Origin of the sequence: Komagataeibacter xylinus (assembly GCF_031081985.1) — a bacterium.
GTDB classification, from domain to species: domain Bacteria; phylum Pseudomonadota; class Alphaproteobacteria; order Acetobacterales; family Acetobacteraceae; genus Komagataeibacter; species Komagataeibacter xylinus_E.
On record NZ_JARWSK010000004.1, the window covers coordinates 1 to 24,989 of the forward strand.

General features: G+C 61.3%; 21 protein-coding genes, 1 tRNA gene and 1 pseudogene. 16 read left to right on the top strand and 7 right to left on the bottom strand.

Annotated elements, in window-relative coordinates:
• Together QEG70_RS08235 and QEG70_RS08240 are read left to right on the top strand one after the other, a co-directional pair.
• Nucleotides 1-77: transfer RNA gene (locus QEG70_RS08235), tRNA-Met, on the top strand.
• Nucleotides 78-268: 191 nt separating this feature from the next.
• Nucleotides 269-489: pseudogene (locus tag QEG70_RS08240) on the top strand (urea ABC transporter permease subunit UrtC); the annotation flags it as partial.
• Between the two features lie 154 nt (nt 490-643).
• On the opposite strand, the gene QEG70_RS08245 reads toward QEG70_RS08240, so the two are convergent.
• Both QEG70_RS08245 and QEG70_RS08250 read right to left on the bottom strand, forming a co-directional pair.
• A complete protein-coding gene (locus QEG70_RS08245) occupies nt 644-1,363 on the bottom strand; it encodes an HAD-IA family hydrolase (RefSeq protein WP_308720243.1) in 720 nt (239 codons plus the stop codon).
• A gap of 205 nt (nt 1,364-1,568) precedes the next feature.
• The gene (locus QEG70_RS08250; protein WP_308720244.1) at nt 1,569-1,769 is read right to left on the bottom strand and encodes a DUF2905 domain-containing protein; all 201 of its coding nucleotides are present in this window, start codon (nt 1,767-1,769) and stop codon (nt 1,569-1,571) included.
• A gap of 437 nt (nt 1,770-2,206) precedes the next feature.
• Between QEG70_RS08250 and QEG70_RS08255 the strand changes: the two genes are divergently transcribed.
• The 5 genes from QEG70_RS08255 (at nt 2,207) to QEG70_RS08275 (ending at nt 7,521) form a co-directional block, all read left to right on the top strand.
• Nucleotides 2,207-2,935, top strand: a complete 729-nt coding sequence (locus QEG70_RS08255) for a haloacid dehalogenase type II (protein WP_308720245.1) — start codon at nt 2,207-2,209, stop codon at nt 2,933-2,935.
• Nucleotides 2,936-2,986: 51 nt separating this feature from the next.
• Nucleotides 2,987-4,984: an NAD(P)-binding protein gene (locus QEG70_RS08260; RefSeq protein WP_308720246.1), complete on the top strand. Its 1,998-nt coding sequence runs from the start codon at nt 2,987-2,989 to the stop codon at nt 4,982-4,984.
• Nucleotides 4,985-5,123: 139 nt separating this feature from the next.
• Entirely contained in the window at nt 5,124-5,591 is a 468-nt protein-coding gene (locus QEG70_RS08265; RefSeq protein WP_308720247.1) for a hypothetical protein, read from the top strand.
• Between the two features lie 89 nt (nt 5,592-5,680).
• A complete protein-coding gene (locus QEG70_RS08270; protein ID WP_308720248.1) occupies nt 5,681-6,013 on the top strand; it encodes a tRNA-binding protein in 333 nt (110 codons plus the stop codon).
• 158 nt (nt 6,014-6,171) lie between these two features.
• Nucleotides 6,172-7,521 carry an amino acid permease gene (locus tag QEG70_RS08275; protein WP_308720249.1) on the top strand — a complete coding sequence of 450 codons (1,350 nt, stop codon included), beginning with the start codon at nt 6,172-6,174 and terminating at the stop codon, nt 7,519-7,521.
• Nucleotides 7,522-7,683: 162 nt separating this feature from the next.
• Here QEG70_RS08275 and QEG70_RS08280 read toward each other — a convergent pair whose 3' ends face one another.
• The 5 genes from QEG70_RS08280 to QEG70_RS08300 all read right to left on the bottom strand — a co-directional run bounded on the left by QEG70_RS08280 (nt 7,684) and on the right by QEG70_RS08300 (nt 12,750).
• Nucleotides 7,684-9,063: an aminotransferase class III-fold pyridoxal phosphate-dependent enzyme gene (locus QEG70_RS08280; protein WP_308720250.1), complete on the bottom strand. Its 1,380-nt coding sequence runs from the start codon at nt 9,061-9,063 to the stop codon at nt 7,684-7,686.
• A gap of 195 nt (nt 9,064-9,258) precedes the next feature.
• The gene (locus QEG70_RS08285) at nt 9,259-9,756 is read right to left on the bottom strand and encodes an Lrp/AsnC family transcriptional regulator (RefSeq protein WP_308720251.1); all 498 of its coding nucleotides are present in this window, start codon (nt 9,754-9,756) and stop codon (nt 9,259-9,261) included.
• 203 nt (nt 9,757-9,959) lie between these two features.
• On the bottom strand, nt 9,960-11,099 hold the full coding sequence (locus tag QEG70_RS08290) for an NAD(P)/FAD-dependent oxidoreductase (RefSeq protein WP_308720252.1): 1,140 nt from the start codon (nt 11,097-11,099) through the stop codon (nt 9,960-9,962).
• A complete protein-coding gene (locus tag QEG70_RS08295; protein ID WP_308720253.1) occupies nt 11,096-12,466 on the bottom strand; it encodes an FAD/NAD(P)-dependent oxidoreductase in 1,371 nt (456 codons plus the stop codon). The genes QEG70_RS08290 and QEG70_RS08295 overlap by 4 nt, the downstream gene beginning before the upstream one ends.
• Entirely contained in the window at nt 12,448-12,750 is a 303-nt protein-coding gene (locus QEG70_RS08300) for a (2Fe-2S)-binding protein (RefSeq protein WP_130732759.1), read from the bottom strand. The genes QEG70_RS08295 and QEG70_RS08300 overlap by 19 nt, the downstream gene beginning before the upstream one ends.
• Before the next feature lie 289 nt (nt 12,751-13,039).
• Between QEG70_RS08300 and QEG70_RS08305 the strand changes: the two genes are divergently transcribed.
• From QEG70_RS08305 to QEG70_RS08345, 9 genes are all read left to right on the top strand, one after another.
• A complete protein-coding gene (locus QEG70_RS08305) occupies nt 13,040-14,524 on the top strand; it encodes an aldehyde dehydrogenase family protein (RefSeq protein ID WP_308720254.1) in 1,485 nt (494 codons plus the stop codon).
• Between the two features lie 6 nt (nt 14,525-14,530).
• Complete coding sequence (locus QEG70_RS08310; protein WP_308720255.1) at nt 14,531-15,709, top strand: M20 aminoacylase family protein; 1,179 nt, start codon at nt 14,531-14,533, stop codon at nt 15,707-15,709.
• On the top strand, nt 15,706-16,779 hold the full coding sequence (locus tag QEG70_RS08315) for a tartrate dehydrogenase (RefSeq protein WP_308720256.1): 1,074 nt from the start codon (nt 15,706-15,708) through the stop codon (nt 16,777-16,779). The genes QEG70_RS08310 and QEG70_RS08315 overlap by 4 nt, the downstream gene beginning before the upstream one ends.
• A 647-nt stretch (nt 16,780-17,426) precedes the next feature.
• Nucleotides 17,427-18,095, top strand: coding sequence for a haloacid dehalogenase type II (locus QEG70_RS08320; RefSeq protein ID WP_110567001.1), 669 nt, complete (start codon nt 17,427-17,429; stop codon nt 18,093-18,095).
• A gap of 155 nt (nt 18,096-18,250) precedes the next feature.
• Nucleotides 18,251-19,843: an ABC transporter substrate-binding protein gene (locus tag QEG70_RS08325; protein ID WP_308720257.1), complete on the top strand. Its 1,593-nt coding sequence runs from the start codon at nt 18,251-18,253 to the stop codon at nt 19,841-19,843.
• On the top strand, nt 19,840-20,796 hold the full coding sequence (locus QEG70_RS08330) for an ABC transporter permease (RefSeq protein ID WP_308720258.1): 957 nt from the start codon (nt 19,840-19,842) through the stop codon (nt 20,794-20,796). The genes QEG70_RS08325 and QEG70_RS08330 overlap by 4 nt, the downstream gene beginning before the upstream one ends.
• A complete protein-coding gene (locus QEG70_RS08335) occupies nt 20,793-21,617 on the top strand; it encodes an ABC transporter permease (protein WP_308720259.1) in 825 nt (274 codons plus the stop codon). The genes QEG70_RS08330 and QEG70_RS08335 overlap by 4 nt, the downstream gene beginning before the upstream one ends.
• Entirely contained in the window at nt 21,614-23,473 is a 1,860-nt protein-coding gene (locus QEG70_RS08340; protein ID WP_308720260.1) for an ABC transporter ATP-binding protein, read from the top strand. Before QEG70_RS08335 ends, QEG70_RS08340 begins: the two co-directional genes overlap by 4 nt.
• Before the next feature lie 18 nt (nt 23,474-23,491).
• Entirely contained in the window at nt 23,492-24,952 is a 1,461-nt protein-coding gene (locus tag QEG70_RS08345; protein ID WP_308720261.1) for an NAD-dependent succinate-semialdehyde dehydrogenase, read from the top strand.
• Nucleotides 24,953-24,989 lie beyond the last annotated feature (37 nt).

A 24,989-nucleotide genomic window follows, 5' to 3' on the forward strand; every position in this document is an offset into this window, starting at 1 on the left:
CGCGGGGTGGAGCAGCCCGGTAGCTCGTCAGGCTCATAACCTGAAGGCCGCAGGTTCAAATCCTGCCCCCGCAACCAAGCCGAACATACTGATATCTAATAAAAAATGCCGCCCATAGAGGCGGCTTTTTTGTGTCCAGAATTTCTCCACAAAAAGTAAAGAGGAAGCAGACGGAAAGGTAAGCCGGTGGGCACCGTCCGTCGAAAACCAGACCGAACGAGCCTGGCTGCCGGCCATCATTGATGCCAAATCTGACATGCACCTCGCAGCGCTATTCCTGAAACTGCAGGCATCGACCGTAAAAGCCACAAAAAACCAGTCGACACCCGGCATCCCGGATTTCATGGACTGGAACCAGATCACGGCCCTGCCATGTTCAGGCGGCAGGTGGGGGGAACCTATTTTGCCATCATCACGCAGGCGATTGCCTCGGTTCTGACCATTCTGATTATTGGCCAGCAGGGTTATACCGGTGGGGTCGACGGGATTTATGGACCTGCGCAAGGCGCGCTCAGATCGCGACATGACCACCATAATACTGGCCCGGGGCACTGCCGTGCAGCGCTCACGATTGGCCCACGATCGGGAGGGAAAGAGGTCTGGCGCCGCCTTTGTCAGATACAGGCGGCGCCCGGGCGCCCTTTCATGCCATAGCGGCTACGGGAGCCTTTTCATCCATGAAGTCAGCCAGTTCGGCCAGCGTGGCAAAATGATAATCAGGAATAGTGGCTTCTTCTACGGCGATGGTCGCGCCATAGCCTTCCAGGCCCTGCCGACGTTCGATCCAGCATACGCAATAGCCCATTTCCCGCGCAATGCCGATATCATGGAACTGACTCTGGGCCACATGCAGGATCTTGTCCTTTACAATACCGTCACGACTCAGGCGCCCGCGCGTAAAGGCAAAGAATTCCGGGTCCGGCTTTTCACATAAGGCGTCGTCTACAGTAACGGTATCAAAGAAAGGATAGTCCAGCGACTTTTCCAGCCCTGAAAATGCCCAGCGCTGGCAATTTGTCATGGCCACCAGCTTGAAATGCTTCGAAAGCCGCTTCAGGGCCGCCACCGTATCGGGGAAGGGCTTCCAGTTGCGGGCATCCTGCGCAAAGGCCTCGGCAATGGCATCATCGCGCGGCAGGTCGAACTGTTCGGCCAGGATGTGATAGACGGGCACCATGTCATCGGGAAACAGGAGCGTGCCTGCGCGGTCATGCGCCGCGCCATAGGCGGCGAGAAAGGCCTCGCGGTCCATAGCCTGCCCCGCCGGGCCGCAATGGGTGCGGATGAAGTCCACCATGCCGCTTTCAAAATCAATCAGGGTTCCAACGACATCGAATGTCAGTACTTCAGGCCATGATTTCATGTCAGCACTCCTTGCCGCGATTGCTGGAATTCAGCGACATTTCATTATCTGAAGGTCAGTCCTTCATGAATCATGGCTATCATTACGAGTTAGAAATATCATGCTGAAGTCCATGTGGTTTTCAGCGCTTTGCGCCGTTCTGCCCCGACCGGGCAGGGCAAAAGCAAAAGACATTATGCCTGCCCGATTTGGGTCGCCTGCGCTTTCAGCGCCGCATGAACCACAGCATGCACGAGACAAGAAGGCTTATGAGCAGGCCGCTCGTAACCGGCATGTAAAGCGTGAAATTCGGCCGCTGTATCAGAATATCGCCCGGTAGCCTGCCAAGGGGCAGTCGCGACAGGAAGGGCCAGAACAGGCCCGCGGCAACAAGAAGCACGCCTGCGGCAATCAGAATACGGGGCATAAAGTATGATCCAGTCCAGTCATGATCGGCTTGTCCGTGCCTGTGTCACAGGTACGGTCTCCTGTCATAAAAATGGATATCATGCTGATGGGATCAAGCCCTGCTGGCGTGCGGCACGACCTGTCCTGCCCGGGGCCGCCATGCATAAGCGGCATGTGCGATGCCCCATATTCTGCCGTTTCATCCGGCGGGACGACATGGAATATCGTTTTTACATCGAAATATAATCGAATGGCGCATAACGGATGTGCCATCGTATTGTTCATCAAACGCTAGTGCTTCAACTGACGTCATGAGGGAATTGAATGGAATAGGCTCATCAATTCACTGTAATATCATATTATGTATCGCAAAATGCAAATGGGCTTAAGGCGCAGGGTTGTCTTGTTTTTACGGGCTGCGCCGGGGCGTGATGCATTGTCGTAATAATGGAGCGCATGATGAAATTAAAAGACTTCAAGGTTCTGACCTTTGACTGTTACGGCACCCTGATTGATTGGGAAACGGGCATCATCAACGCTCTTACCCCCCTGACATCACGCCTCAGGACACCGCTCAGCCGCGATGCCATCCTGCAGGCCCATGCCAAATATGAGTCCCGCCAGCAGAAATGGACCCCCGGCCGCCCTTACCCGGCCATTCTGGCAAGTGTCTATCGTCGCCTTGCAGAGGAGTGGGGCGTGCCGCATACCATTTCCGAAGCGCAGGATTACGGGCAGTCCGTTCCGAACTGGCCTGCATTCCCCGATAGCACTGACGCGCTTCAGTACCTCAAGCAGCATTTCAGGCTGGTGATCCTGTCCAATGTCGATGCCCGTTCCTTCAGTGGCAGCAATGCCCGGCTGAATGTCGTTTTTGATGGTATCTACACCGCCGAGGATATCGGGTCGTACAAGCCGTCCATGCGCAATTTCGACTACATGATCGAATACCTGGCCGACCTCGGGCTGGGGCCGTCAGATGTGCTGCACACGGCGGAAAGCCTGTTTCACGACCATCAGCCTGCCAATAAGGCCGGGCTTGCATCGTGCTGGATCTACCGCCGCCATGCGCAGGACGGGTTCGGGGCGACGATGGACCCTGGCGCGATGCCGAAAATTGATTTCCGCTTCAACTCCATGGCGGAACTGGCCGAGGCGCACAAGAAAGAGATGGCCGAAGGCTGAAGCCTGTTTTCCTGTCATCATTTCCCGATATCCCAGGTGTTGAGGTCATGTATGAAAAGCAGCGATAAACGACTGGGCATGGGCGCCGCGATTTCACGGCGTGATCTTATTCATGGCATAGCCGCAACCGCGCTTGGCGCTGGCATGATCCGCTCTGGCGCCAGCCAGGCCGCCACTCCCGGGCGCGTACAGACAGGACTGGGCAATTATGCGGGACCGATTGCGGATGCCGTAACCTATCCCCCCGTGCGTGAGGGCATGCGCGGCGCCCATCCCGGTGCGTTCGAGGCGGCACATGGCCGCCGTGATGGCGCAGCCTATCCTGCGCCGGTCCACACTGGCGAAACCTATGACCTTGTTGTGGTGGGGGGCGGGCTGAGCGGTCTCGCGGCGGCCTGTTTCTACCGCCGGCGCTTCGGGCCGGAGGCGCGGGTACTGGTGCTCGACAATCACGACGATTTCGGGGGGCATGCCAAGCGCAACGAATTTGTCAGTGATGGCCGCACGCTCATGACCACCGGGGGCTCGGCCTATTTCGTGGCCCCGGACCAGTGGACGGAGCAGGCGAAGGAATTCGTCAAAAGCCTTGGGGCCGATTTTACAGTCAAGCGCGAGGAAACCAATCCCTTCGCCGCGTTGGGCATGCGGCCTGCAACCTTCCTGTCGCGCGCGAGCGGGGGCGATGGGCGGCTTTACCCGCATGTCCATTTTACCGCGCCAACGCCCGAGTTCCTCAAAACGGCCAACCTGCCGCTGCGCGTGCGCCAGGACCTTGCCGCTGTCTATCACGGCACGGTCGATTACATGGCGGGCATGGCCACGGCGCAGAAGATCGCCCGCCTGCAATCCATAACATACAGGCAGTACCTGCTGGATTACGTGAAGGTGGCACCCGAGAGCCTGCCGTGGCTGCCGGGCGTGTGGTGCCTGAGCAAGACTGCGGCCAGCGCCTGGTTCGCCTATTTCCGTTATGCGCCGGGCTTTTCCACCCTGGGGGTGGCGCGCGCGCCCTATTCGCCCGAGGCCCCGGAGGACGAGGCGGCTGACTTCCATATGCCCGCGGGCAATTCGGATCTGGCGCGGCTTATGGTGCGCGAACTGGTGCCGCAATCCCTGCCACAGGGTACGTGGCAGTCGCTGGAAACAGTGCGGCTGCGCTATGACACGCTTGACCGCCCGAAGGCCCCGGCCCGCATCCGGCTGAACAGTATTGTGGTGCGTGTCCAGCATATTGGCAACGCCCCGGTCGGCCTGTTCGAGCCTGACACGCGCGAGGTCGCCGTGGATTACATGCGCGATGGCAAATGCAGCCGCGTGATGGCGAAGAATGTCATCCTGGCGGGCAATAACAACATGATCCCCTATCTGTGCCCTGAAATGCCCGAGGAACAGAAAGCCGCCCAGCACAAGGCCGTGCGCGCCGCCAACCAGATGACCACCGTGCTGATCCGTAACTGGGAGGCCTTCCGCAAGGCCGGGGCGAACCATATTGATACACCGGCCAGCTTTTTTGGCAGCTTTGCCCTTGATGTGCCGTGGGCCCCCAATGACGGGCCGCCGGACATGGACCCTGGCAAGGGCGCCATCGTGATCTTCATGACCGGGACCAATTCCGGTATCCTGAATAACGACACCATGACGCGCGCCATCATGGGCACCGACATGCCCGACAACCTGACCATGCAGCAGCAGTTCCGGATGGTGAGGATGGGCCTGCTCCAGACCCCCTTCGAAGTTTTTGAACGTGCCGTGCGCACCCAGATGAACGATGCACTGGGCCCCTATGGTTTTAATGCCGCGCGCGACATTGTGGGCATTACCGTCAATCGCTGGCCGCATGGTTTTGCCATGGCGCAGAATTCGCTCTTTGACCCGCCCAGCCCGACAGGCGAGCAGCCCTGCGAGATCGCCCGCCGCCAGTTTGGCCGGATTTCCATCGCCAATAGCGATGCTTCGGGGCAGGACCTGTGCAATACCGCCATCGACCAGGCCTGGCGCGCGGTAGAAGAAATGGTGCCCCATAATTACGGTTACTATAACAGGATATAATCATATTCACGATTGGCGGCCATGTTGTTGTCCCCTGTCGTGGCATGGAGCGTAAATGGACATGTACAGCAGATATTTCCCTACCCGGTTCCGGTCGCGCTGGCTTGGAACCGCGCTGGGCCTGTTGGTTGTGGCCGCAATGTCAGGAACGCCCGCGGCCCGGGCGGCGGAAGAGGCATGGCATGGCACCGATGCGCGCGAGCAGGTCTCTGCCGCCCTGCTGGGGCCGTGGAAAGCTGACATTGCCGCCTCGCATTACACCGACCCGCCGCCGCGCAAGGCGCTACGCTTCTTTTCCTATACGGAAGGGGGCAAGGTCCTTGTCTCCTTCATGACGCTGAATGCCAGTGGGCAGTTCAGTTCCGGGCACTGGGCGGCTCAGGTCGATGGCACGCCCGGCATCGAATATCATAGCCAGGGAGGCGCGATCCCGTTCAATGTGGTGTATTTTACAAAAGTCGATGATGACAATTACCACCTTGTCGTCAAAAGGAATGGCAAGGTGGAAATCACGGCAGATTACAGTCTCTCCAAGGACGGCAGGACACTGTCCTATCGTTATGGGGGCACGGTGGTTGTCTATCACCGTTGGGACATGATGGAATAAGGCCTGATGCAACCGGCGCCCACGATCCCATGATGCCGGACAGACATCTGCGTCACCTGCCGCCGTTACATGATGGAGAATGACATCTTATGGAAAAAATAAGCTGGAATGATTTTGAAAAGGTCCTGATCGTCGCTGGCACGATTGTCCGTGTCGAGGATTTTCCCGAAGCCCGCAAGCCAGCTTACAAAATATGGGCTGATTTCGGCCCCTATGGCGAACTGAAAACCAGTGCGCAGTTTACCAAACTGTATGACCGCGACACGCTGGTGGGGCGGCAGGTGATCGGGATCATCAATTTCCCCGAAAAGCAGATCGGTCCTTTCCGCTCGCAGTTCCTGCTATCGGGTTTTGAAACGCCGGAGGGCGTTGTGCTGGCATCGATTGAACGCAGCGTGCCCAATGGTACCCGGCTGAGCTGAATCCTGCCGCGCATTATGTTTGCATAAAGAAACGACATAAACAGAAATATGCCAGTACTATAAATGGCTGGAAATGATACGGTCTGGTCATGGTGGATAAGAAACATTCATCCTCCATGACCGGTATTCATCCAACCTTGCGGGGAACGGTACACGGCATGGGCAATACGGCTAATCATACCCTGTCCACGCTCCGGCAGCGTCACGTCATCATGATTGCCCTTGGCGGGGCCATTGGGGCGGGGCTGTTTGTGGGCAGCAGCGCTGCCATTGCCGCAGCGGGGCCAGCCGTGCTGGTGGCGTTCGTGGCGGTGGGGCTGCTGGTCATGCTGGTCATGCGCATGCTGGGTGAAATGGTAACGGCCCGCCCCGGCCGGGGCTCCTTCGTGGCCTATATCCGCGAGGCCCACGGTAATGGGGCGGCGTTTACCGCAGGCTGGCTGTACTGGTTTTTCTGGCTGGTCGTGCTGGGCAGTGAGGCGATTGCCGGTGCCATCTTGCTGCATGAAGGCATCAACCTGCCTGTCTGGCTACTGGCAACGGGGCTGATTGTCACACTCATGGTCATCAATCTGGTGGCGGTGCGCATATTTGGCGAATGTGAATTCTGGCTGTCCATGGTCAAGGTGGTCAGCATCGTACTATTCGTAATGCTGGGCAGCCTGTATGTCGGGCACCTGTTCGGGCCACCAGTGCCGGTGGTGCGTAACCTGATGGGGCATGGCGGTTTCATACCGCATGGTGGTATTGCGGTGCTTTCTATTGTTCCCACCGTTCTTTTTACCATGATCGGCTCTGAAATCGCGACGGTGGCGGCGGGGGAAACGACCGAACCGGCCCGCAATGTCGCGCATGTAACCCGCAGCCTGGGCACGCGGCTGACGTTATTCTACAGCCTCTCGATCGGCCTGATCCTGATGATCGTGCCGTGGAGCGACATCGTGCCGGGGCATTCGCCCTTTGTCATGGCCATGCAGGCCATGCACATTCCCGGGGCTGCCGCAGGCATGCGGATCGTGGTGCTGACGGCCGTGATCTCGTGCATGAATTCAAGCCTGTACATCACATCGCGCATTCTGGCGGAACTCGCACGCCATGGTGATGCCCCGGCGGCGCTACAGCATCATGGCCGGCATCATACGCCCGTCAATGCCATCGTGGCCAATTCCCTGGCCGGAGGTATTGTGGCGTTCGCCTCCATTGTTGCGCCTGATACGGTCTTTTCGTTCCTGCTCAGTTGCAGCGGGGCAGTCATCCTTGTGGTGTATTCCCTCATCATGACGGCTTATATCGTTCTACGCCGCAGGGCAGGCATGGCGGAACAGAAAGCGTGTTTCCATATGCCCCTGTTTCCTGCCGTCAATATTGCCTGCCTGGGCGCAGTGGTGATTATTTTCATTGCCATGTTCAGCAATCCCGCGCAGCGGGAAACGGCTGTTGCCAGCCTCGGCACATGCCTGCTGTTTGTCGTGATTTACATGGTGCGGCAGCGCGGACGCCGTGCCTGATTGGCGTGGTCGGGGCCGCGCAATAAATATCGGCTTATCATAAGAAAGCTTTTTGCAAAAAGCGTTAGAAGCGGCGATATCCAGAAAACTTTATCGGGCCAGCATAATAAAAAGGCCGGGATATGCCATATCCCGGCCTTTTTAACAGCTATGGAGTCTTGATCAGCCCTTAAGCGCGGCGCGCACATCCGCATCGTCGCGCACGGCATCGAGCACGTCGGTCAGGCGGTCGCACAGCAGGTCGACTTCTTCGGTGGTGCAGCACAGCGGCGGGGCAAGGCCGATGATGTCATCACCAAAGGCACGGAACAGCACGCCCTTTTCATAGCCGATTTTTGACAGCTTGCTGGCAATCTTGAGCTTCGCATCCGGCTTGCGCTTGGTCATCTTGTCGGTAACCAGTTCAATCCCGGCCAGCATGCCGCTTGCGCGCACATCGCCCACCAGTGCGTGGTTGCCCAGCGCATGCAGGCGTTGGGCCAGGTGTTCACCTGCCTTCACGCCATTGGCCAGCAGGCCCTGCTCATACAGATCCAGCACGGCCAGGCCGATGGCGGCGCTGACGGGGTGCGCGCTGTAGGTCATGCCATGGCCAACCGGAACACCGGGGGGGGTGTTGTCGCGGATGGTGGTGTAAATATCTTCAGACATGAACACGGCACCCATCGGGGCATAACCCGATGTCAGGCCCTTGGCGACCGTCATCATGTCGGGCACCACGTTTTCGCGTTCGCAGGCGAACAGGGGGCCGGTGCGGCCAAAACCCGTAATGACCTCATCGGCCACGAACAGGATGCCCAGCTCACGGCATGTCTCGCGCATGGCCTTCATCCAGCCTGCGGGCGGCACGATCACCCCGCCCGAACCCTGCACGGGTTCGCAGAAGAAGGCCGCAACCTTGTCAGCACCCAGTTCGGCCACCTTGGCCTTGAGCGAGGCCACGGAGGCGGCGATGATGGCGGCATCGCTATTGTCACCGGGGTGGCGATAGGCATAGGGGCTGGGAATATGATGCTGCCACGACAGGGGTACATCGGCATCACGATGGAAGGCCGCCAGTGCGGTCAGCCCCGCGCCCGTATAGGTGGAACCGTGATAGCCGCGCGCCAGGCCAATGACATGACGGCGCTCGGGCGTGCCGCGGGCATGCTGGTAGAAACGGATGAAGCGCAGCGCGCTGTCCACCGCATCCGACCCGCCCTGCGAAAAGAAGATACGGTTCAGATTGCCCGGTGCGCGCCCGGCCAGCCGGCCCGCAAGGGTAATGGCAGGTTCGCTGGCAAAGCCGAAATAGCCCGTGGCATAGGGCAGGCGGGCCATCTGTTCGGTCGCGGCCTCGACCACGCTCTTGCAGCCATAACCGACATTGACGCACCACAGGCCGGAAAAGCCATCAAGCAGTTCCTTGCCGTGAATGTCCTTGAGCCAGGCGCCATGGCCTGAGTGCAGGATACGGGGGCCGGCCTCTTCCTGATCTCGCCAGGAGGAAACGGGATGGATCAGGTGATCCCGGTCGATGGAAATCAGTTTTTCTGGGGTCATGTCGCGCTTGGCCAAATGTTATGGAGTTTTAACAGACCTGTTGATTGTGTCACACACCAACAGAAGATGTTACGGGAAATGCCGCCACCAGGGGCAGATTATGCCGTTTCCATCATGTGTGCAGCCCATCATCCTGATGGCATGGCGGTGATTCTGGTAATATTCCGGCCCTGCCTTGCGGGCAGGGCGCGCAATTTACGCATCATTACTGTCCAGCAGGCTTTCAATCGCCACGGCGGATTTGATGATCGGAGATTTAATGACAATATAGCTGAAATATTTTTCAATGCCGATGTTGCGATCCAGCATTGTTTCAACAATTTCCTGATAATGATCCACGCTTTTGGTCATGAACTTCAGCAGGTAATCATATCCGCCACTGACCAGATGGCATTCCACGACTGATGATATCTTCTGGATATAGGTCTCGAAGCGCGAAAAATCATCCCGCCGGTGGTCCGATAGTGTCACTTCGGTAAAGACCGTGAGCAGGCTGCTGATTTTCTGTAAATTGATCTGTGCGCCATAACTGACGATATATCCTGCTTTTTCCAGCCGCTTGACCCTGATCAGGCATGGGCTGGCCGACAGGCCCACCCGGCGTGCGAGTTCCACGTTGGTCAGTCGTCCGTTGCGCTGCAGTTGCGCAAGGATACGCAGGTCAATCCGGTCCAGTTTGGGCTGGGATATCATGTTGGCCGATTACCTTTGTCCATATAAAAACCGCTGTTGTGGCATTGATGCGCGCAGTGCAGCACGAAGGTGGCATGTCCGCACGGATAAGAAAAGAAGATCGCATGCCTTCGGCTTCATGTCATGCATTCCGCGCGCCAAGAGGGAGGCGCGCGAAGGCGCCCCCCAACAGTACGAATGCGCGCAGCGCCCGCCAGCCCCGGTTACTGGAACCGTTTTATATGGAAGGGTTCCAGCGGAATGTCGGTGTGCCCGGTTGCAATCAGTTCCGCCATGGTCATGCCCACGCCGGGGCCAAGCTGGAAGCCGTGACCACAGAAACCGAAGGCGTAGAACAGGCCGGGCACCTTGCTGCTCGGCCCCATGATGGGCAGGTTGTCGCCCACATATCCTTCCACGCCCGACCATGTGCGGATCACGCGCAGCCGTGCGATCTGCGGCACCAGCCGTGCGAGATAGGGCATCTGGCGCATGGTGTTGAGCGGGTCGATGGGCGAGCGCTTGGCCACGAGGTCCGCCACGCTGCGCCGGCCGCCGCCATACACGATGTTGCCGCGCTTGACCTGCCGCAGATAGACGCCTTCTTCCAGCACGCTCGAGGCACTGCCGATGACCGGCCCGATGCGGTAGGGCAGCGGTTCGGTCACCCCCATCTGCGGGCCGTTGGCGGCAAAGGGAATATCCTCGCCGAAGGAGGCGGCCATGGCCCGGCCCCATGCCCCGCTTGAAATCTGGAGAAGGGGGGCCTGGAAGGAATGTCCGTCGCGGGTCTCGACGATGAAGTCCTCGGATGTTTTCGTAATGGCGCACACTTCGGTGTTTTCGATCACCCGCGCGCCAGCACGCCGTGCCGCGCGCCCGAAGGCCGGGGCGGCCAGGCGCGGATTGGCATGCCCATCGAGCGGGGAATAGGAAACCGTGCGGATGTCGGGGCCGACCATGGGGAACTTCGCGCGCGCCTGATCCCCGGTCATGATGGTCAGGTCAAGGCCGTAGGGCTTGCAGTCAACCGCGTATTTTTCCAGCCGGGCGCCGTCTTTTTCGCTGGTGGTGACCAGGATGTGCCCGCTCATGACAAACTCGGCGTCTTCTCCGATCAGGCGGGGCAGGTTGATCCAGATGTCGCGCGAGCGGTTGGCCAGCGGCAACTGGCCCAGGTAGCGGCTCTGCCGCCGCACATTGCCAAAATTGACGCCACTTGCGGCCTGCCCCACGAGGTTACGTTCCAGCAGGATGACCGACAGCCCCTGCCTGCGCAGGAAAAAGGCTGTAGCAGCCCCCATGAAGCCACCGCCGACAATAATCACATCGGCCTGCATGCGGTTGGTCGGATAGGTGGTCATGATTTTACCGTGCAGTTGAGGGGGAGGGGCTTGACGGGCGCTGCGGTGCGCAGGCGGCCGACTTCACGCACGGGGACATTGCGCGCCGCAGCCAGAATCTCGGCTGCAGCAAGGCCGCACATGCGCCCCTGGCACCGCCCCATGCCCGGGCGGGTGAGGGCCTTGGCGCGGTTCATCTCGGGGGCATCGAGTTCGCCTGCCGCCCGCCGGATCTCGCCCGCCGTTATGTTCTCGCACCGGCAGACCACCGTCTCGTCGGGCAGGGCGCGGGCCAGGTGCGCAGGCCAGGGGAACGCTTCGGCCAGGCCCCGACCAAAGCGGTTCATGATGGCCAGCGTCTCGTGCAGTTGCGTGAACTCGGTGTCTTCAACGCCATGGCCGCCATCGCGCAGCACGGCGCAGGCAGCAAGCTGGCCGGCAGCCTCGGCCGCGTCGGCCCCGCGCAGCAGCACGCCATCGCCCGCTAGATACACATCGGGCCGGCTGGTGCGGCCATTACGGTCAACATGCGGGCGCCACTGGGTAAAGCAGGGGTCGAATGTGAAATCGCATTTCAGCAGGTCCGCGAGCTGCGTTTCCGAGCGCAGTCCGTAGCCAATGCCCACCGCATCGCACGAGACCTGGCGCAGCCTGCCCCGGCTGTCGCACCATGTTACGCCGGATACCTGGTTGTTGCTGGCTTCAATGGCGCGTGGCGTAATGCCTGCATGCAGCCGCACGCCCGCACGCGCAAGGTCGGCCATGTAGCGCACGCCATTGGCCACGACCCGTGCCCGGCTGGCCATGCGCCGCAGGCCCTTCATGCGCGTGGACAGCGCACTGGTATCAAGAACGGCAGCAGGTCTGGCCCCGGCCTGCAGGTATTGCCAGGCCACGAGATAGAGCAGCGGGCCAGTGCCCATGAAAACCGGCTTCTGCCCGATGGCGCAGGCCTGTGCCTTCAGCGCGATCTGGGCGGCGCCAAGGCTGTAGGCGCCCGGCGTGGTCCAGCCCGGCACCGGCATGATCCGGTCGGTCGCTCCCGATGCGATAATGACCCGGCTAAACGGCACGATGGTTACATCCTGCCCGCATACGGTCATGAGCCCTTCATCCGAAACGCCCCATACGGTCGTGCCGGGGTGGTAGTCGATATGAGGGCGCAGCAGGTCAAAATCGGTGTGCAGGGCGGTCGCCTTCGCCGCCTCGGTGCCGTACAGCTTTTCGGGCGTGCGATGGAAATTTTCCGGCTGGCGGCGATAGATCTGCCCGCCCTGGCGGTCGTTTTCATCAATGACGACCGGGCGCAGGCCCGCCTGCACCAGCCGCTGTGCCGCGCGCGTGCCGGCAGGCCCCGCGCCGATGACGATTACAGGTTCGTCAGCCATGGGACCTCCGTTGTGGTAATGCGCATGCCGGGCTGGGCCGGGGTCGAACACGCGCGGAGCTGCGTGCCATCTTCGGTCCAGACCCAGCAGTCCTGGCATGCTCCCATCAGGCAGAACCCTGCCCGTGGTGCGTTGTCGAATTCATTGTGGCGCAACTGTCTGGTCCGTGTCAGCAGGGCGACCAGCAAGGTATCGCCTTCCAGCGCCTCGATTTCATGGCCATCCACGAACAGGCGTATGGTTTTTCGGTCTTTTTCGGCTACACGTCGGAATAAAGCCGGCATGGGTTCTCTCTTGGTTGGGTCCGCTGGCAGGGCATATGATATGAGGATGCGACCTGAATTCACATATCCAAAACAGTCACGCAGCGGGAATGAAATTTGTTTAAAAAAAACAGGTGCAGGAAAGCATGAATGACCGTTTTTGTGGCGAGTACGAAACATAATGTCCAGCCCGCGCGGTACAATGGCGGGTACGACCTGCGTGTCATGCCGCCCCGCTGAGGGAGGCTGCGCCCGGCGCTGCCTGGGCCGGCATTACGGATAAAACGCATATTGGCTCAGGAAACACTTCATGTCGTCCTCACTGTCTTTCGATCCGGTTCTTGCCGATATTCCCGCTGGCCATTACATCGGCGGCCAGTTGCTCGCCGGTGGGGAGCGGATTGCGGTACACGCGCCCTCGAGCGGGGCGGTGGTGGGGCACATCCCTGCGGGAAGTGCCGACACCGTCGATCAGGCCGTGCGCCGGGCGGCGCACGTGCAGGCGGCAAGCGGCTGGGCCACCTGCGCCCCGCGGGAGCGCGCGCGGGTGATCCGGGAGTGGGCGCGGCTGGTTGAGGAAAATGCCGAACGGCTGGCCCGCCTGGAATCCTTCTGCTCCACCCGCCCCATTGCCGAGACCACGGCATGGGATGTGCCGTTTACGGCGGAAGGCATGCGTTTCTTCGCGGAATATGCCGACAAGCTGGGCGGCGATGTGGCAGCCACTGAGTCGAACCTGCTGGGCATGACGATTGCCGAGCCCTATGGCGTGATCGGCGCCATCGCGCCATGGAACTTCCCGCTGGTCATGGGAAGCTGGAAAGTGCTGCCCGCCTTGGTGGCGGGCAATGGCGTGGTGCTCAAGCCATCGGAAATGACACCGTTCTCCGTCGTGCTGCTGGCCCAGCTTGGCGAGCAGGCGGGCCTGCCCGCGGGGCTGTTCAATGTGGTGCAGGGAGCAGGCGGCGTGGTGGGGGCGGCGCTGTCGCGGCACCCGCTGGTGGGCAAGCTGACCTTTACGGGTTCCACCCGCACGGGCATCGCGGTTATGCAGGCGGCGGCTGAAAGCGGGCCCAAGCCGGTTACGCTGGAGCTTGGCGGCAAGAGCCCGCAGGTGGTCTATCAGGATATCAGTTGTATCGACACGGTGGCTGCCCGCATCTTCCGCGCCTTTACCGGCAATGCCGGACAGGTGTGCGTGACGGGTTCGCGCCTGATCGTGCATGAAAAGGTCGCAGCCCCCCTCATCGAGCGTATCGCCACGCTGGCGGGGCAGGTACGCCCCGGCCCCACATGGGATGGGGCGGCGGCCTATGCGCCGATCATTTCCATCCCCCAGGCGCAGCGGATAGAAGACATTCTCAGTCGCGCCTGTGCCGCGGGCGCGCAGCAGGCCGTGCCCATGCGCCGGTTGCTGCCGGAGAGTGGCGGGGTTTTCCTCTCGCCTGCGGTGCTGACCAATGTGACCATGCAGAACGTGGCCGTGCGTGAGGAAATCTTTGGCCCGGTCCTGACCGTGCAGACCTTCCGGGAGGAAGAGGAGGCCATGGCGCTGGCCGAGCACCCTGAATACGGGCTGGCCGCTGGCGTACATACCGCTGACCTCGGTCGCGCCATGCGCGCGGTCAGGCGGCTGAAGGCGGGCACGGTGTGGGTCAACCGTTACGGGCGGTCGGCTGATTTTGTCATTCCCACCGGCGGCTTTGGCGGCTCGGGCATTGGCAAGGATCTTGGGCGGCAGGCGGTGGAAGCCAACCTGCGGCACAAGAGCGTGCTGATGTCTTTTGAAGGATAAGACGCAATGAACCGGGCCGCATGCCTTACCGAACTGACCGCCCTGCGGCATGACCTGCACGCCCACCCTGAACTGCGCTTCGAGGAAGTCCGCACGGCCGATCTGGTCTGTGAATACCTGACGGAACTCGGTTATGCGCCTGTCCGTGGCCTTGCCACGACGGGGGTCGTCGCAACCCTGCATGGCAACCGGCCCGGCCCATCGATCATATTGCGCGCGGATATGGATGCGCTGCCGGTGCATGAGCGCAGCGCGCATGGCCATGTCTCGCGCCATGCGGGCCGGATGCATGCCTGCGGGCATGACGGGCACACGGTCATGCTGCTTGGTGCTGCCGCCCGGCTGGCGGAACGGCCACCGGAGCATGGGGTGATTCATTTCGTCTTCCAGCCCGGCGAGGAAGGGGGTGCGGGCGCGCGCGTGATGATCGAGGAAGGGCTGTTCACGCGCTTTCCGGCCGAAGCGTGTTTCGGGCTGCATAACTGGCCCGGCCTGCCTGCAGGCCAGCTTGCGGTGCGCAATGGGCCGATCATGGCGGGGGGGTGGCGGTTCCGTATCTGCATCAGGGGGCGGGGGGCGCATGCGGCGCAGCCCCACCTTTCAGCCGATCCGGTTCTGGCGGGTGCGGCGCTGGTGCAGGCCATGCAGCAGCTTGTGGCGCGGCGCACGAACCCGCTGGTTCCGGCCGTGGTTTCGGTCTGTACATTCCATGCAGGCAGCACGGACAATATCATTCCCGAGCAGGCGGAACTCGCTGGCACGATCCGGGCGCTGGACCGTGACACGCTCGAGCGCCTGCGTGAAGAACTGGTGGACCTTGCCGCGGGCATGGCGCAGGCGGGCGGGGTTGAAATGACGGTGGACTATCACAGCCCGTATCCCGTCACCGTCAATGCGGCAGCACCCACGCGCATTGTAGGCGAAGTGATGCGTGAAATGAATGCGGATACGGCCTGGCCGCCCGCCGATACCGATGTGCCGCCCAGCCTGGCCTCTGAAGATTTCGGCTTCATGCTCGAGCAGCGTCCGGGCACCTATGCCATGATCGGTAATGGCCCGTCGGCTGCCCTGCATGCACCGGATTATGATTTCAATGACAGCGTGATTGGTCGTGGCGTGACCTACTGGGAGCGCCTGGCCCGTTATTATCTTGCGCAACAGACGCGGAGAGATGAAGTATCATGAAGACATACAAGATCGCGGTCCTGCCCGGTGATGGCATTGGCAAGGAAGTCATGCCGCCTGCGCTGAAGGTGCTCGATACCATCGGCAAGATCTGCGATATCGGTTTCCAGTATTCCGAATATGACTGGAGCTGCGAAACCTATCTCGCGACCGGCAGTATGATGCCAGCCGATGGCATGGACCGCCTGTCGCAGCATGATGCCATCCTGCTCGGTGCGGTGGGGTATCCGACCGTGCCGGACCATATCTCGCTGTGGGGGATGCTGATTCCCATCCGGCGTGATTTTGACCAGTACGTCAACCTGCGCCCCGTCCGCCTGCTGCCCGGCATTCGCTGCCCGCTGGCTGACCGCAAGCCCGGAGACATTGATTTCTGGATCGTGCGCGAAAATACCGAGGGCGAATATTCGCGCATCGGCGGCCGTTTTGCCGAGGGCACGGATGCCGAAGGCGTGGTGCAGACCGCCGTGTTCACCCGGCACGGCACGGACCGCATCATCCGGTATGCCTTTGAACTGGCCAAGAAGCTGGATCGCCCGCATGTTTCATCGGCCACGAAGTCCAACGGCCTGTTCCATTCCATGCCGTTTTGGGATGAGCGGTTCGAGAAAATGGCCGCGCGGTATCCCGGCACGCGCATAGACAGCCACCATATCGATATCCTGACAGCACGCTTTGTCCTGTCGCCGGAATATTTTGATGTCGTGGTTGGCAGCAACCTGTTTGGCGATATCCTGTCCGATCTCGGGCCGGGGGTAACGGGCACGATCGCGGTGGCGCCGTCCGCCAATATCAATCCCGAGCGGCGTTACCCCTCCATGTTCGAACCCGTGCATGGGTCCGCCCCCGATATTGCCGGGCGCAACATCGCCAATCCCGTTGGCCAGATCTGGGCGGCTTCCATGATGCTCGATCACCTTGGCGAGCCGGAAGCCGGGCGCATGGTGCTCAAGGCCATCGAGACGGTCCTGGCCAACCCCGCAGCCCCGCGCACGCCTGATATTGGCGGCAAGGCCAGCACGGCACAGTTCGGGGATGCCATTGCCGCGGTCCTGCACGATATGCGCTGACAGGCGCCTGGGACAGCATGCTGTCGATCGTTGCCCATGATGGACAGGCGAACGTGCGGACATGCTGATCCGCACGGAGTGGAGCAGATGAACCGGGTCGTGCTGGTTCATCTGCTTTTTTTATGGGGCGGCAAGTAACGGCATGAATTGTTACAATATTTTATCTATTAGGTGGCCGCCTGTGGCATGGTAGGGTGTGCGGTTGCTGGCGGAGAAATATAGGCAGGGCTGTCCTATTGCTATTTTTTGATATAATATCTTGATATAAATGAATTTTAAAATAATTGCATCATGAATCTGTCAGGGCCAGAAAGGCTGTGCATGCAGCCTGCATGTCCCTGTTGTGGGTAGCCGTGGCATATTCTGCTTTATGAATCGTTTCATGCTGCCATAGTGGCATGATCTGCGCTTCCTATGAGGATGCAGGGCGTTCCGCCAGGCGTGGATCAGATGGGCATTCTGACATAACTCTCTGTAGAGAATGAAGAATTGGCATATTTTTCCCGCCCGGACGCAGGAAAGCAGACCCTGCTCGTGTTGGTTTCCAATTCGATACATTATGCTGAAAATCATATATAAACGGGTATTCCCGCATGGTGTTTTCATGATTTATTGGTGAGCACTACGGAATGAGGTGTTATCCTGTCATGTCCCTTTTTAAGCCCAAATTCATCACCTTCGACTGCTATGGCACGCTGATCCATTTCGAGATGGGTGAGACGGCCCGCAAGCTTTATGCCGACGTCATCGCGCCCGAGCACATGGACCAGTTCGTGGCCGACTTTGCCGGTTACCGCCTTGATGAAGTGCTTGGCGCGTGGAAGCCGTACCGTTACGTCGTGCTGGGCGCGATCGAGCGCACCTGCAAGCGCTGGAACATTCCGTTCGACGTGGCCGTTGCCAACAAGTTTTACGATGCCGTGCCGACATGGGGGCCGTGGCCCGATGTGACCGAGCCGCTGCGCCGCGTGGCCAAGGAATTCCCGCTCGTCATCCTGTCCAACGCCATGAACTCGCAGATCCATTCCAACGTCGCGAATATCGGCGCGCCTTTCCATAAGGTGCTCACGGCAGAAGACGCGCAGGCCTACAAGCCGCGCATGCGCGCGTTTGAATACATGTTCGACCAGCTCGGCTGCGGGCCGGAAGACATCCTGCACGTCTCGTCTTCCCTGCGTTACGACCTCATGCCCGCGCGTGACCTTGGCATTCGCAACAAGGTGTTCGTGGCCCGCGGGCATGAACCCTCCACGCCGGAATACGGTTATACCGAAATCAGGGATATCGGGGGCCTTCCAGGCGTTCTGGGCCTGTAAACCGGCAGGCGCGCGTTACGGACGTCCGGGATCACCACACCGCAGGAAAGCACGAGCATGACACTTGCCAGCAACTGGTTGGACACGCCGAACGCCCGCGTGCCGGGTGTCATGTGGTGGTGGCGGGCGGTCCTGCCTGCGGGCGCGCCTTCCTGATGCGGGGCGGTCGTGCTCCCTATGGTAAGGCAGGCGCGCTGGGCCGACGTCAGGCGCTGCGCCTGGCAGGTGCCGGGCTGTTTGCGGCAACCCTGCCCGCGCGCGCGGTCCGGGCCGCAGGCGCGCAGGATCCGCAGCCCCGCCGGGGCGGACACCTGAATTTTGCAGGTCTTGCCGCCTCAACGGCGGATACGCTGGACCCGGCGCGTTTTGCCCTGGCAACCGATTATATCCGTGGCCATATGTTCTATGATGGCCTGGTCATGCTCGATGCGGAAATGATGCCGCATCCGGCCCTTGCCGAACGCCTCGAGAGTGATGACCTGCAGACATGGCACATCACCCTGCGCCGTGGCGTGACCTTTCATGACGGCGCGGCGCTGACGGCGGCGGATGTGGTTTATTCGCTGGCACGGCACAAGGACCCGGCCGTGGGCTCCCAGCAGCGTGTCATTGCGCAGGAAATGGCGGACATACAAGCTGTTGGCCCGCTGGACGTGCGCGTGACGCTGCGTGGACCAAATGCCGATTTCCCGTCCATGCTCGGCATTGTCAGTTTCAGTATCGTGCGCAATGGCACGACGGATTTCTCGCAGGCCAATGGCACCGGCCCCTACACCTGCACGGAATTTACGCCCGGCGTGCGTACGTCGGGGCAGCGCAACCCGGATTACTGGCGCAGTCCCGCGCCCTGGCTGGACAGTGTCGACATGATCGGCATTTCCGATGACATGTCGCGCCACAATGCGCTGCTGTCGCATGACGTGGATATCATTGCCTCGGTCAATCCGCGCCTTGTGCGCCTGTTGCGCACGCGCGGGTTCGGGATCATGGAAAGCCCGGTGGGCACCTATACCGATCTGGCCATCCGCCTTGATGAAGGGCCGGGCCGGTCGCAGGATTTTGTCACGGGCATGAAATACCTGTTCAATCGCGAGCAGGTGCGTGATTCCGTTTTTCTGGGTTTTGCCCGGATGGGCAATGACCAGCCCATTCCGCCCGAGCACCGCTATTTTGCCGCCGACCTGCCGCAGCGCCCCTTTGATCCTGACCGTGCGCGTTTTTACCTCAGGCGCTCGGGCATGATGGAAACGGGCGTGCCGCTGGTCTGTTCGCCTGCGGCGCTGGCCTCGGTCGATATTGCGGTCGTGCTGCAATATGCCGCCCAGCAGGTTGGCCTGAGCCTGCCCATCCGCCGCATGCCCGCCGATGGATACTGGACGGAATACTGGATGAAGACCCCGATGGGGTTTGGCAATACCAATCCCCGCCCGTCGCTGGACATGACGTTTGCCCTCAACTTCGCCTCGGGCGCGCCGTGGAATGAATCGCGCTGGCGCGACCCGCGCTTTGACCAGTTGCTGCTTGCCGCGCGTGCCCAGCGCGACGAGGCTGTGCGGCGCCAGATCTATCACGACATGCAGGTAATGATCCATGAGGGGGCGGGCATCTGCCTGCCGGCCTTCACCACCAGCCTTGATGCCTTCAATCCGCGCGTGCGTGGTCTGGCGCCAAGCCAGGCGGGGCAGTTGATGGGGTTTGATTTCCTCAGTCACGTCTGGCTGGACGATGCGGCGGGAGGGGCGGCATGAACGCGCGCCTGGCCAGGCTGGTGCTGCGCCGGATCGGGGCGGCATTGTGCTCGCTCCTGTTCGTGGTGGTGGCGATCTTTGCCCTGACCGCAGCCCTGCCCGGTGATGTGGCGGATATGCTGCTGGGCCAGAATGCAACGCCCGATGCCACGCAGGCCCTGCGGCATGCGCTGCATCTCGACCAGCCGCTGTGGCTGCGTTTCATGCACTGGTGTGGCGGCATGCTGCATGGCAATGCGGGCAATTCGCTGCTGACCGGGCGCCCGGTGAGCGAGATGCTGGCCCCGCGGCTGTATAACTCCCTGCTGCTGGCTGGCGCCACCACGCTGGTTGCCGTGCCGCTGGCGCTGGTGCTCGGGCTGGCCTGCGCAACATGGCGCGACAGCGTTTTTGACCGTGTCATGACGGTGCTCACGCTGGGTATTGTCTCGGTGCCCGCCTTCCTCATCGCCACGGTGTCGGTATTCGTGTTTGCCGTGCAGTTCAGGGTCGTGCCGGCGCTGTCCGATATCCGCTCGATCCATTCCGTGGGGCAGTTTTTCCTCACCTTCGCCATGCCGGTGGCCACGCTGGCCAGCATTACCATGGCGCAGATGATCCGCATGATCCGGGCATGCATGATCGATGTGTTTTCCGCGCCCTATATGGAGATGGCGGTGATCAAGGGCGTGCCCCCCGTCCGCATCATGCTGCATCATGCGCTGCCCAATGCCATTGGCCCGGTGGCCAATGCCATAGCACTTAGCCTGTCATCGCTGCTTGGCGGCGTGGTCGTGATCGAGACCATTTTCAACTATCCCGGCCTCGCACAGCTTATGGTGGATTCCGTCATGTCGCGTGATGTGCCGATCATCCAGGCCTGCACCCTCCTGTTCTGCATGACCTATCTGTTCCTCACCACGCTGGCCGATATCGTGGCGCTGGCCTCCGTGCCGAAGGGACGGGGCGCATGAGCGGCATGACAACCGGCTTCAGGGCCCTGCGCCTGCCGTCGTTGACGCCTGCGCAGCGTGTCATGGGACTGTTCGGGTTCTGGCTTGTGCTGGCGGTATGCGGGCCGTTTTTCGCGCCTTACGCGCCAGGGCAGATCATCGATACGGAGGTGTTTGCTCCGCTGTCGCACCGGCACTGGCTGGGCACGGATTATCTGGGGCGTGATCTGGGCAGCCGCCTGCTGTATGCGGTGCGCTACACGGTGCTGATCTGCACTCTCTCCACGGCATTTTCATGCGGCTGCGGCATCCTGCTGGGCATTGCCACCACGGCCACGCCCGCCTGGATGGAGCAGGTTGCGGGGCGGTTGATGGATGGCATCCTGTCCATTCCCAGCCTTCTGTGCGCGCTGCTGGTCATCGCGGCGTTTGGGGACTCGCTCCTGGCGCTGGTCCTGACCCTGGGGGTCATCTATACGCCGGGGGCGTACCGCACCAGCCGCGCGCTGGCGCTGCGTATTGCACGGATGGATTACATTACCGTGGCCGTGGCGCGGGGGGAGGGGGCGCTCTTCATCATCTGGCGCGAGATCCTGCCCAACATGCGCGGGCCGCTGCTGGCCGATGTGGGGCTGCGCTTCATCTACGCGGTGCTGCTGCTCAGCAATCTCAGCTTTCTTGGGCTGGGGGTGCAGCCCCCGCTGGTGGATCTGGGTTCGCTGGTGCGTGAAAACGTGCTGGGGCTGGTGTATGGATCCGGCGCCGTGATCCTGCCCACGATCGTGATCGGCGTGCTGACGGTGGGCATCAACCTCGTGCTTGACGGGACATCACGGCGATGAGCAGGGCGCATATGATCTCGGTCAGGAACCTCGATATTGTCGGCCATCGCCCCGATGGGGGCACCGTGCCGATCGTGCGTGATGTCAGCCTTGAGGTGCGCGAAGGCCAGATGCTGGCCCTGATCGGCGAATCCGGATCGGGCAAGACCACCATCGCCTTGTCGCTGTTGGGGCACGTGCGGCCCGGATGCGCGATCAGCGGCGGCCAGATCACGGTTGCGGGCCATGACGTGACCAGCATGACCCGCCATGAGTTGCGCGGCTTTCGGGGGCGCACCATCAGCTATGTGGCGCAGAATGCAGGTACGGCTTTCAATCCGGCGCTGAGCATTGCCCAGCAGGTGATCGAGCCCGCACGCGTGCACTGGGCCATGACGCGCCAGCAGGCCGAGCGCAAGATGATCGAGCTGTTCCGCGCGCTGGCGCTGCCCGAGCCCGAAACGATTGGCGCGCGCTATCCCTACCAGCTTTCGGGCGGGCAGCTGCAGCGCCTCATGGCGGCCATGGCGTTGATTACGGACCCGGAAATCGTGGTTTTCGATGAGCCGACAACGGCGCTCGATGTCACCACCCAGATCGAGGTCCTGGCCGCCTTCCGCGCCGTGCTGGCTGACCGGGGCATTACGGGTGTGTACGTGACGCATGACCTGGCCATCGTGGCGCAGATTGCAGACCATGCCGTGGTGCTGCGCCACGGGCAGGTGCGTGAAAGTGGCACGGTGGCGCGCATTCTGGGCAACCCGCAGGATGAATACACGCGTGAACTGGTGGCCGCCTGCCGCATTCCGCCCCGCGCCACGCCCTGCGCGCCCATGGCATCCGCGCGCGAGGACAGGGTGCTGGACCTGTCCGATGTGATTGTGGGCTACGGCAACCGCACGGCCGAGGGCCTGCCGGAGCGGCGCATTCTCGATCATGTCAGCCTGTCGGTGCCGCGTGGCAGCACGCTGGGGATCATCGGGGAATCCGGCTGTGGCAAAAGCACGCTGGCGCGCACCATATCGGGCCTGCAGCCATGGGCCGCGGGGCAGGTTGTGTTTCGCGGCGAGGCGCTGGCGCCCGCCGTGGCCGACCGCACGCGCGAACAGCGCCGCCGTTTGCAGATCGTAGCGCAGAATGCTGATCTGGTGCTCAACCCTGCATGGCGGATCGGCGCCACGATCGAGCGCGTGCTGACCTTCTTTCATGGCATGAAGGGGGCCGAAGCCCGCGCGGAGGCAATGCGCCTGCTTGATATGGTGCGCCTGCCGCATGCGCTGCTGGAGCGCTACCCCGCCGAACTGTCAGGCGGGCAGAAGCAGCGCGTCAATTTTGCGCGCGCCCTGGCCGCCCGGCCTGACCTCGTGCTGTGCGATGAAATTACCGCGGCACTTGACCCCGTCGTGGCCGCCGCCATCCTTGAACTGATGGCGGAGTTACAGGAAACGCTGGGTATTTCCTATATTTTCATTACCCATGACCTGCATGCCGTGCGCGCCGTATGTGACCAGGTGGCGGTGCTGTATGCGGGTCATGTGGTTGAGCAGTGTGACAGCCAGTCCCTCACGGCGGGGGCGCATCATCCCTATACGCGCCTGCTGGTTTCTTCCGTGCCGGAAATGCGGGCTGGCTGGCTGGCCGATGCCATGGCCCTGCGGCATGCGGAAGGCGCACCCGCCGCACAGCGCCGCGCAGATGGCGGATGCCAGTTCTTTTCACGCTGCGACATGCGGATGCCGGGTCAATGCGACCGGGGTCCCGTGCCGGTGCATACACTGCCCGATGGCGCGCGCATTGCGTGTTACCGGTCGTGTGCTGATCTTGCCTTTCCAGGGGGTGTCGCACCTGCCGCGCCCCTGCATTCCTATGAATCCTAAGCCTTCAAGAGGTATGTCATGAGTAACATGCAGCTTTCTGATTCGTCGCTGTTCCGGCAGCAGGCCTATATTGCAGGCCAGTGGCAGGATGCGACCGATGGCGCCCGCATTGCGGTGGACAATCCTGCAACCGGTGCAGTCGTTGGCCATGTGCCCGCCTGCTCAAGGGCGCAGACGCTTGAAGCCATTTCCGCGGCCGAGGTGGCGCAGGCTGAATGGAAAAAGCGCCTGCCGGCCGAACGGGCCGCCATCCTGATGGCATGGCATGACCTGATCCTCGAAAACATTGATGATCTGGCCTACATCATGAGCATCGAGCAGGGCAAGGTGCTGCCCGAGGCGAAGGGCGAAGTCAGGTATGCTGCGTCCTTCTTCAAGTGGTTTGCGGAAGAGGCGCGCCGCGTTGATGGCGCCATCCTGCCCCCCGCCACGCCCGGCCGCCATGTGCTGGTCATGAAGGAACCGGTGGGTGTTACGGCCGCGATCACGCCGTGGAACTTTCCGCTGGCCATGATTACGCGCAAATGCGCCCCCGCCCTTGCCGCCGGGTGCTCCATGGTGATCAAGCCCTCGGAACTGACGCCGTTTTCTGCCCTGGCGGTTGTCGTGCTGGGCGAGCGCGCGGGCGTGCCCGCGGGGCTGATCAGTGTCGTGACCGGCATGCCCGATCAGGTCGGTATCGAACTGAGCACCAATGTCACGGTGCGCAAGCTGTCCTTTACCGGCTCGACGCGTGTCGGCGCCATCCTGATGGAACAGTCCGCCGCGACCATCAAGCGCCTCAGCCTTGAGCTTGGTGGCAATGCGCCGTTCATCGTGTTTGATGATGCCGATGTGGAGCAGGCGGTTGAAGGGGTCATGACCAGCAAGTTCCGCAATGCCGGGCAGACCTGCATCTGCGCCAACCGCGTGTTCGTGCATAACGCCATCCATGACCGCTTTGTCGAGCGCCTCATGCAGGCGGTGAATGCGATAAATGTGGGCAACGGCCTTGAAGAAGGCAGGACGATGGGCCCGCTGATCAACGCGGCGGCCGTGACCAAGGTAAAGGAACATGTTGAAGACGCGCTGGCCAAGGGTGCCCGTTATGTCAGCAAGCCGATTGAGGTTGATGGCTGTTTTGTAAGCCCCGTCGTGTTGACGGATGTCACGACGCAAATGCGCGTTGCCTCAGAGAAAACCTTCGGGCCGGTGCTGCCCATCTTCCGTTTTGATGCGGAGGAGGATGCCGTGGCCATGGCCAACGCCACGCCGTTCGGTCTGGCCAGCTATTTCTTCACCCGCGATCTTGATCGCGCCTGGCGCGTGGGCGAGGCGCTTGAATTTGGCATGGTTGGCCTTAATACGGGTGCAATTTCCATGGAATCCGCGCCGTTTGGTGGTGTAAAGCAGTCCGGCCTTGGCCGTGAGGGTGGCCACCCCGGTATTGACGAATTCCTCGAAATCAAAAGCTTCCATATGGGCGGGCCAAAAGCCTGAAGTCCCGCAACCCCGGAAAACGAACCATGATCATGAT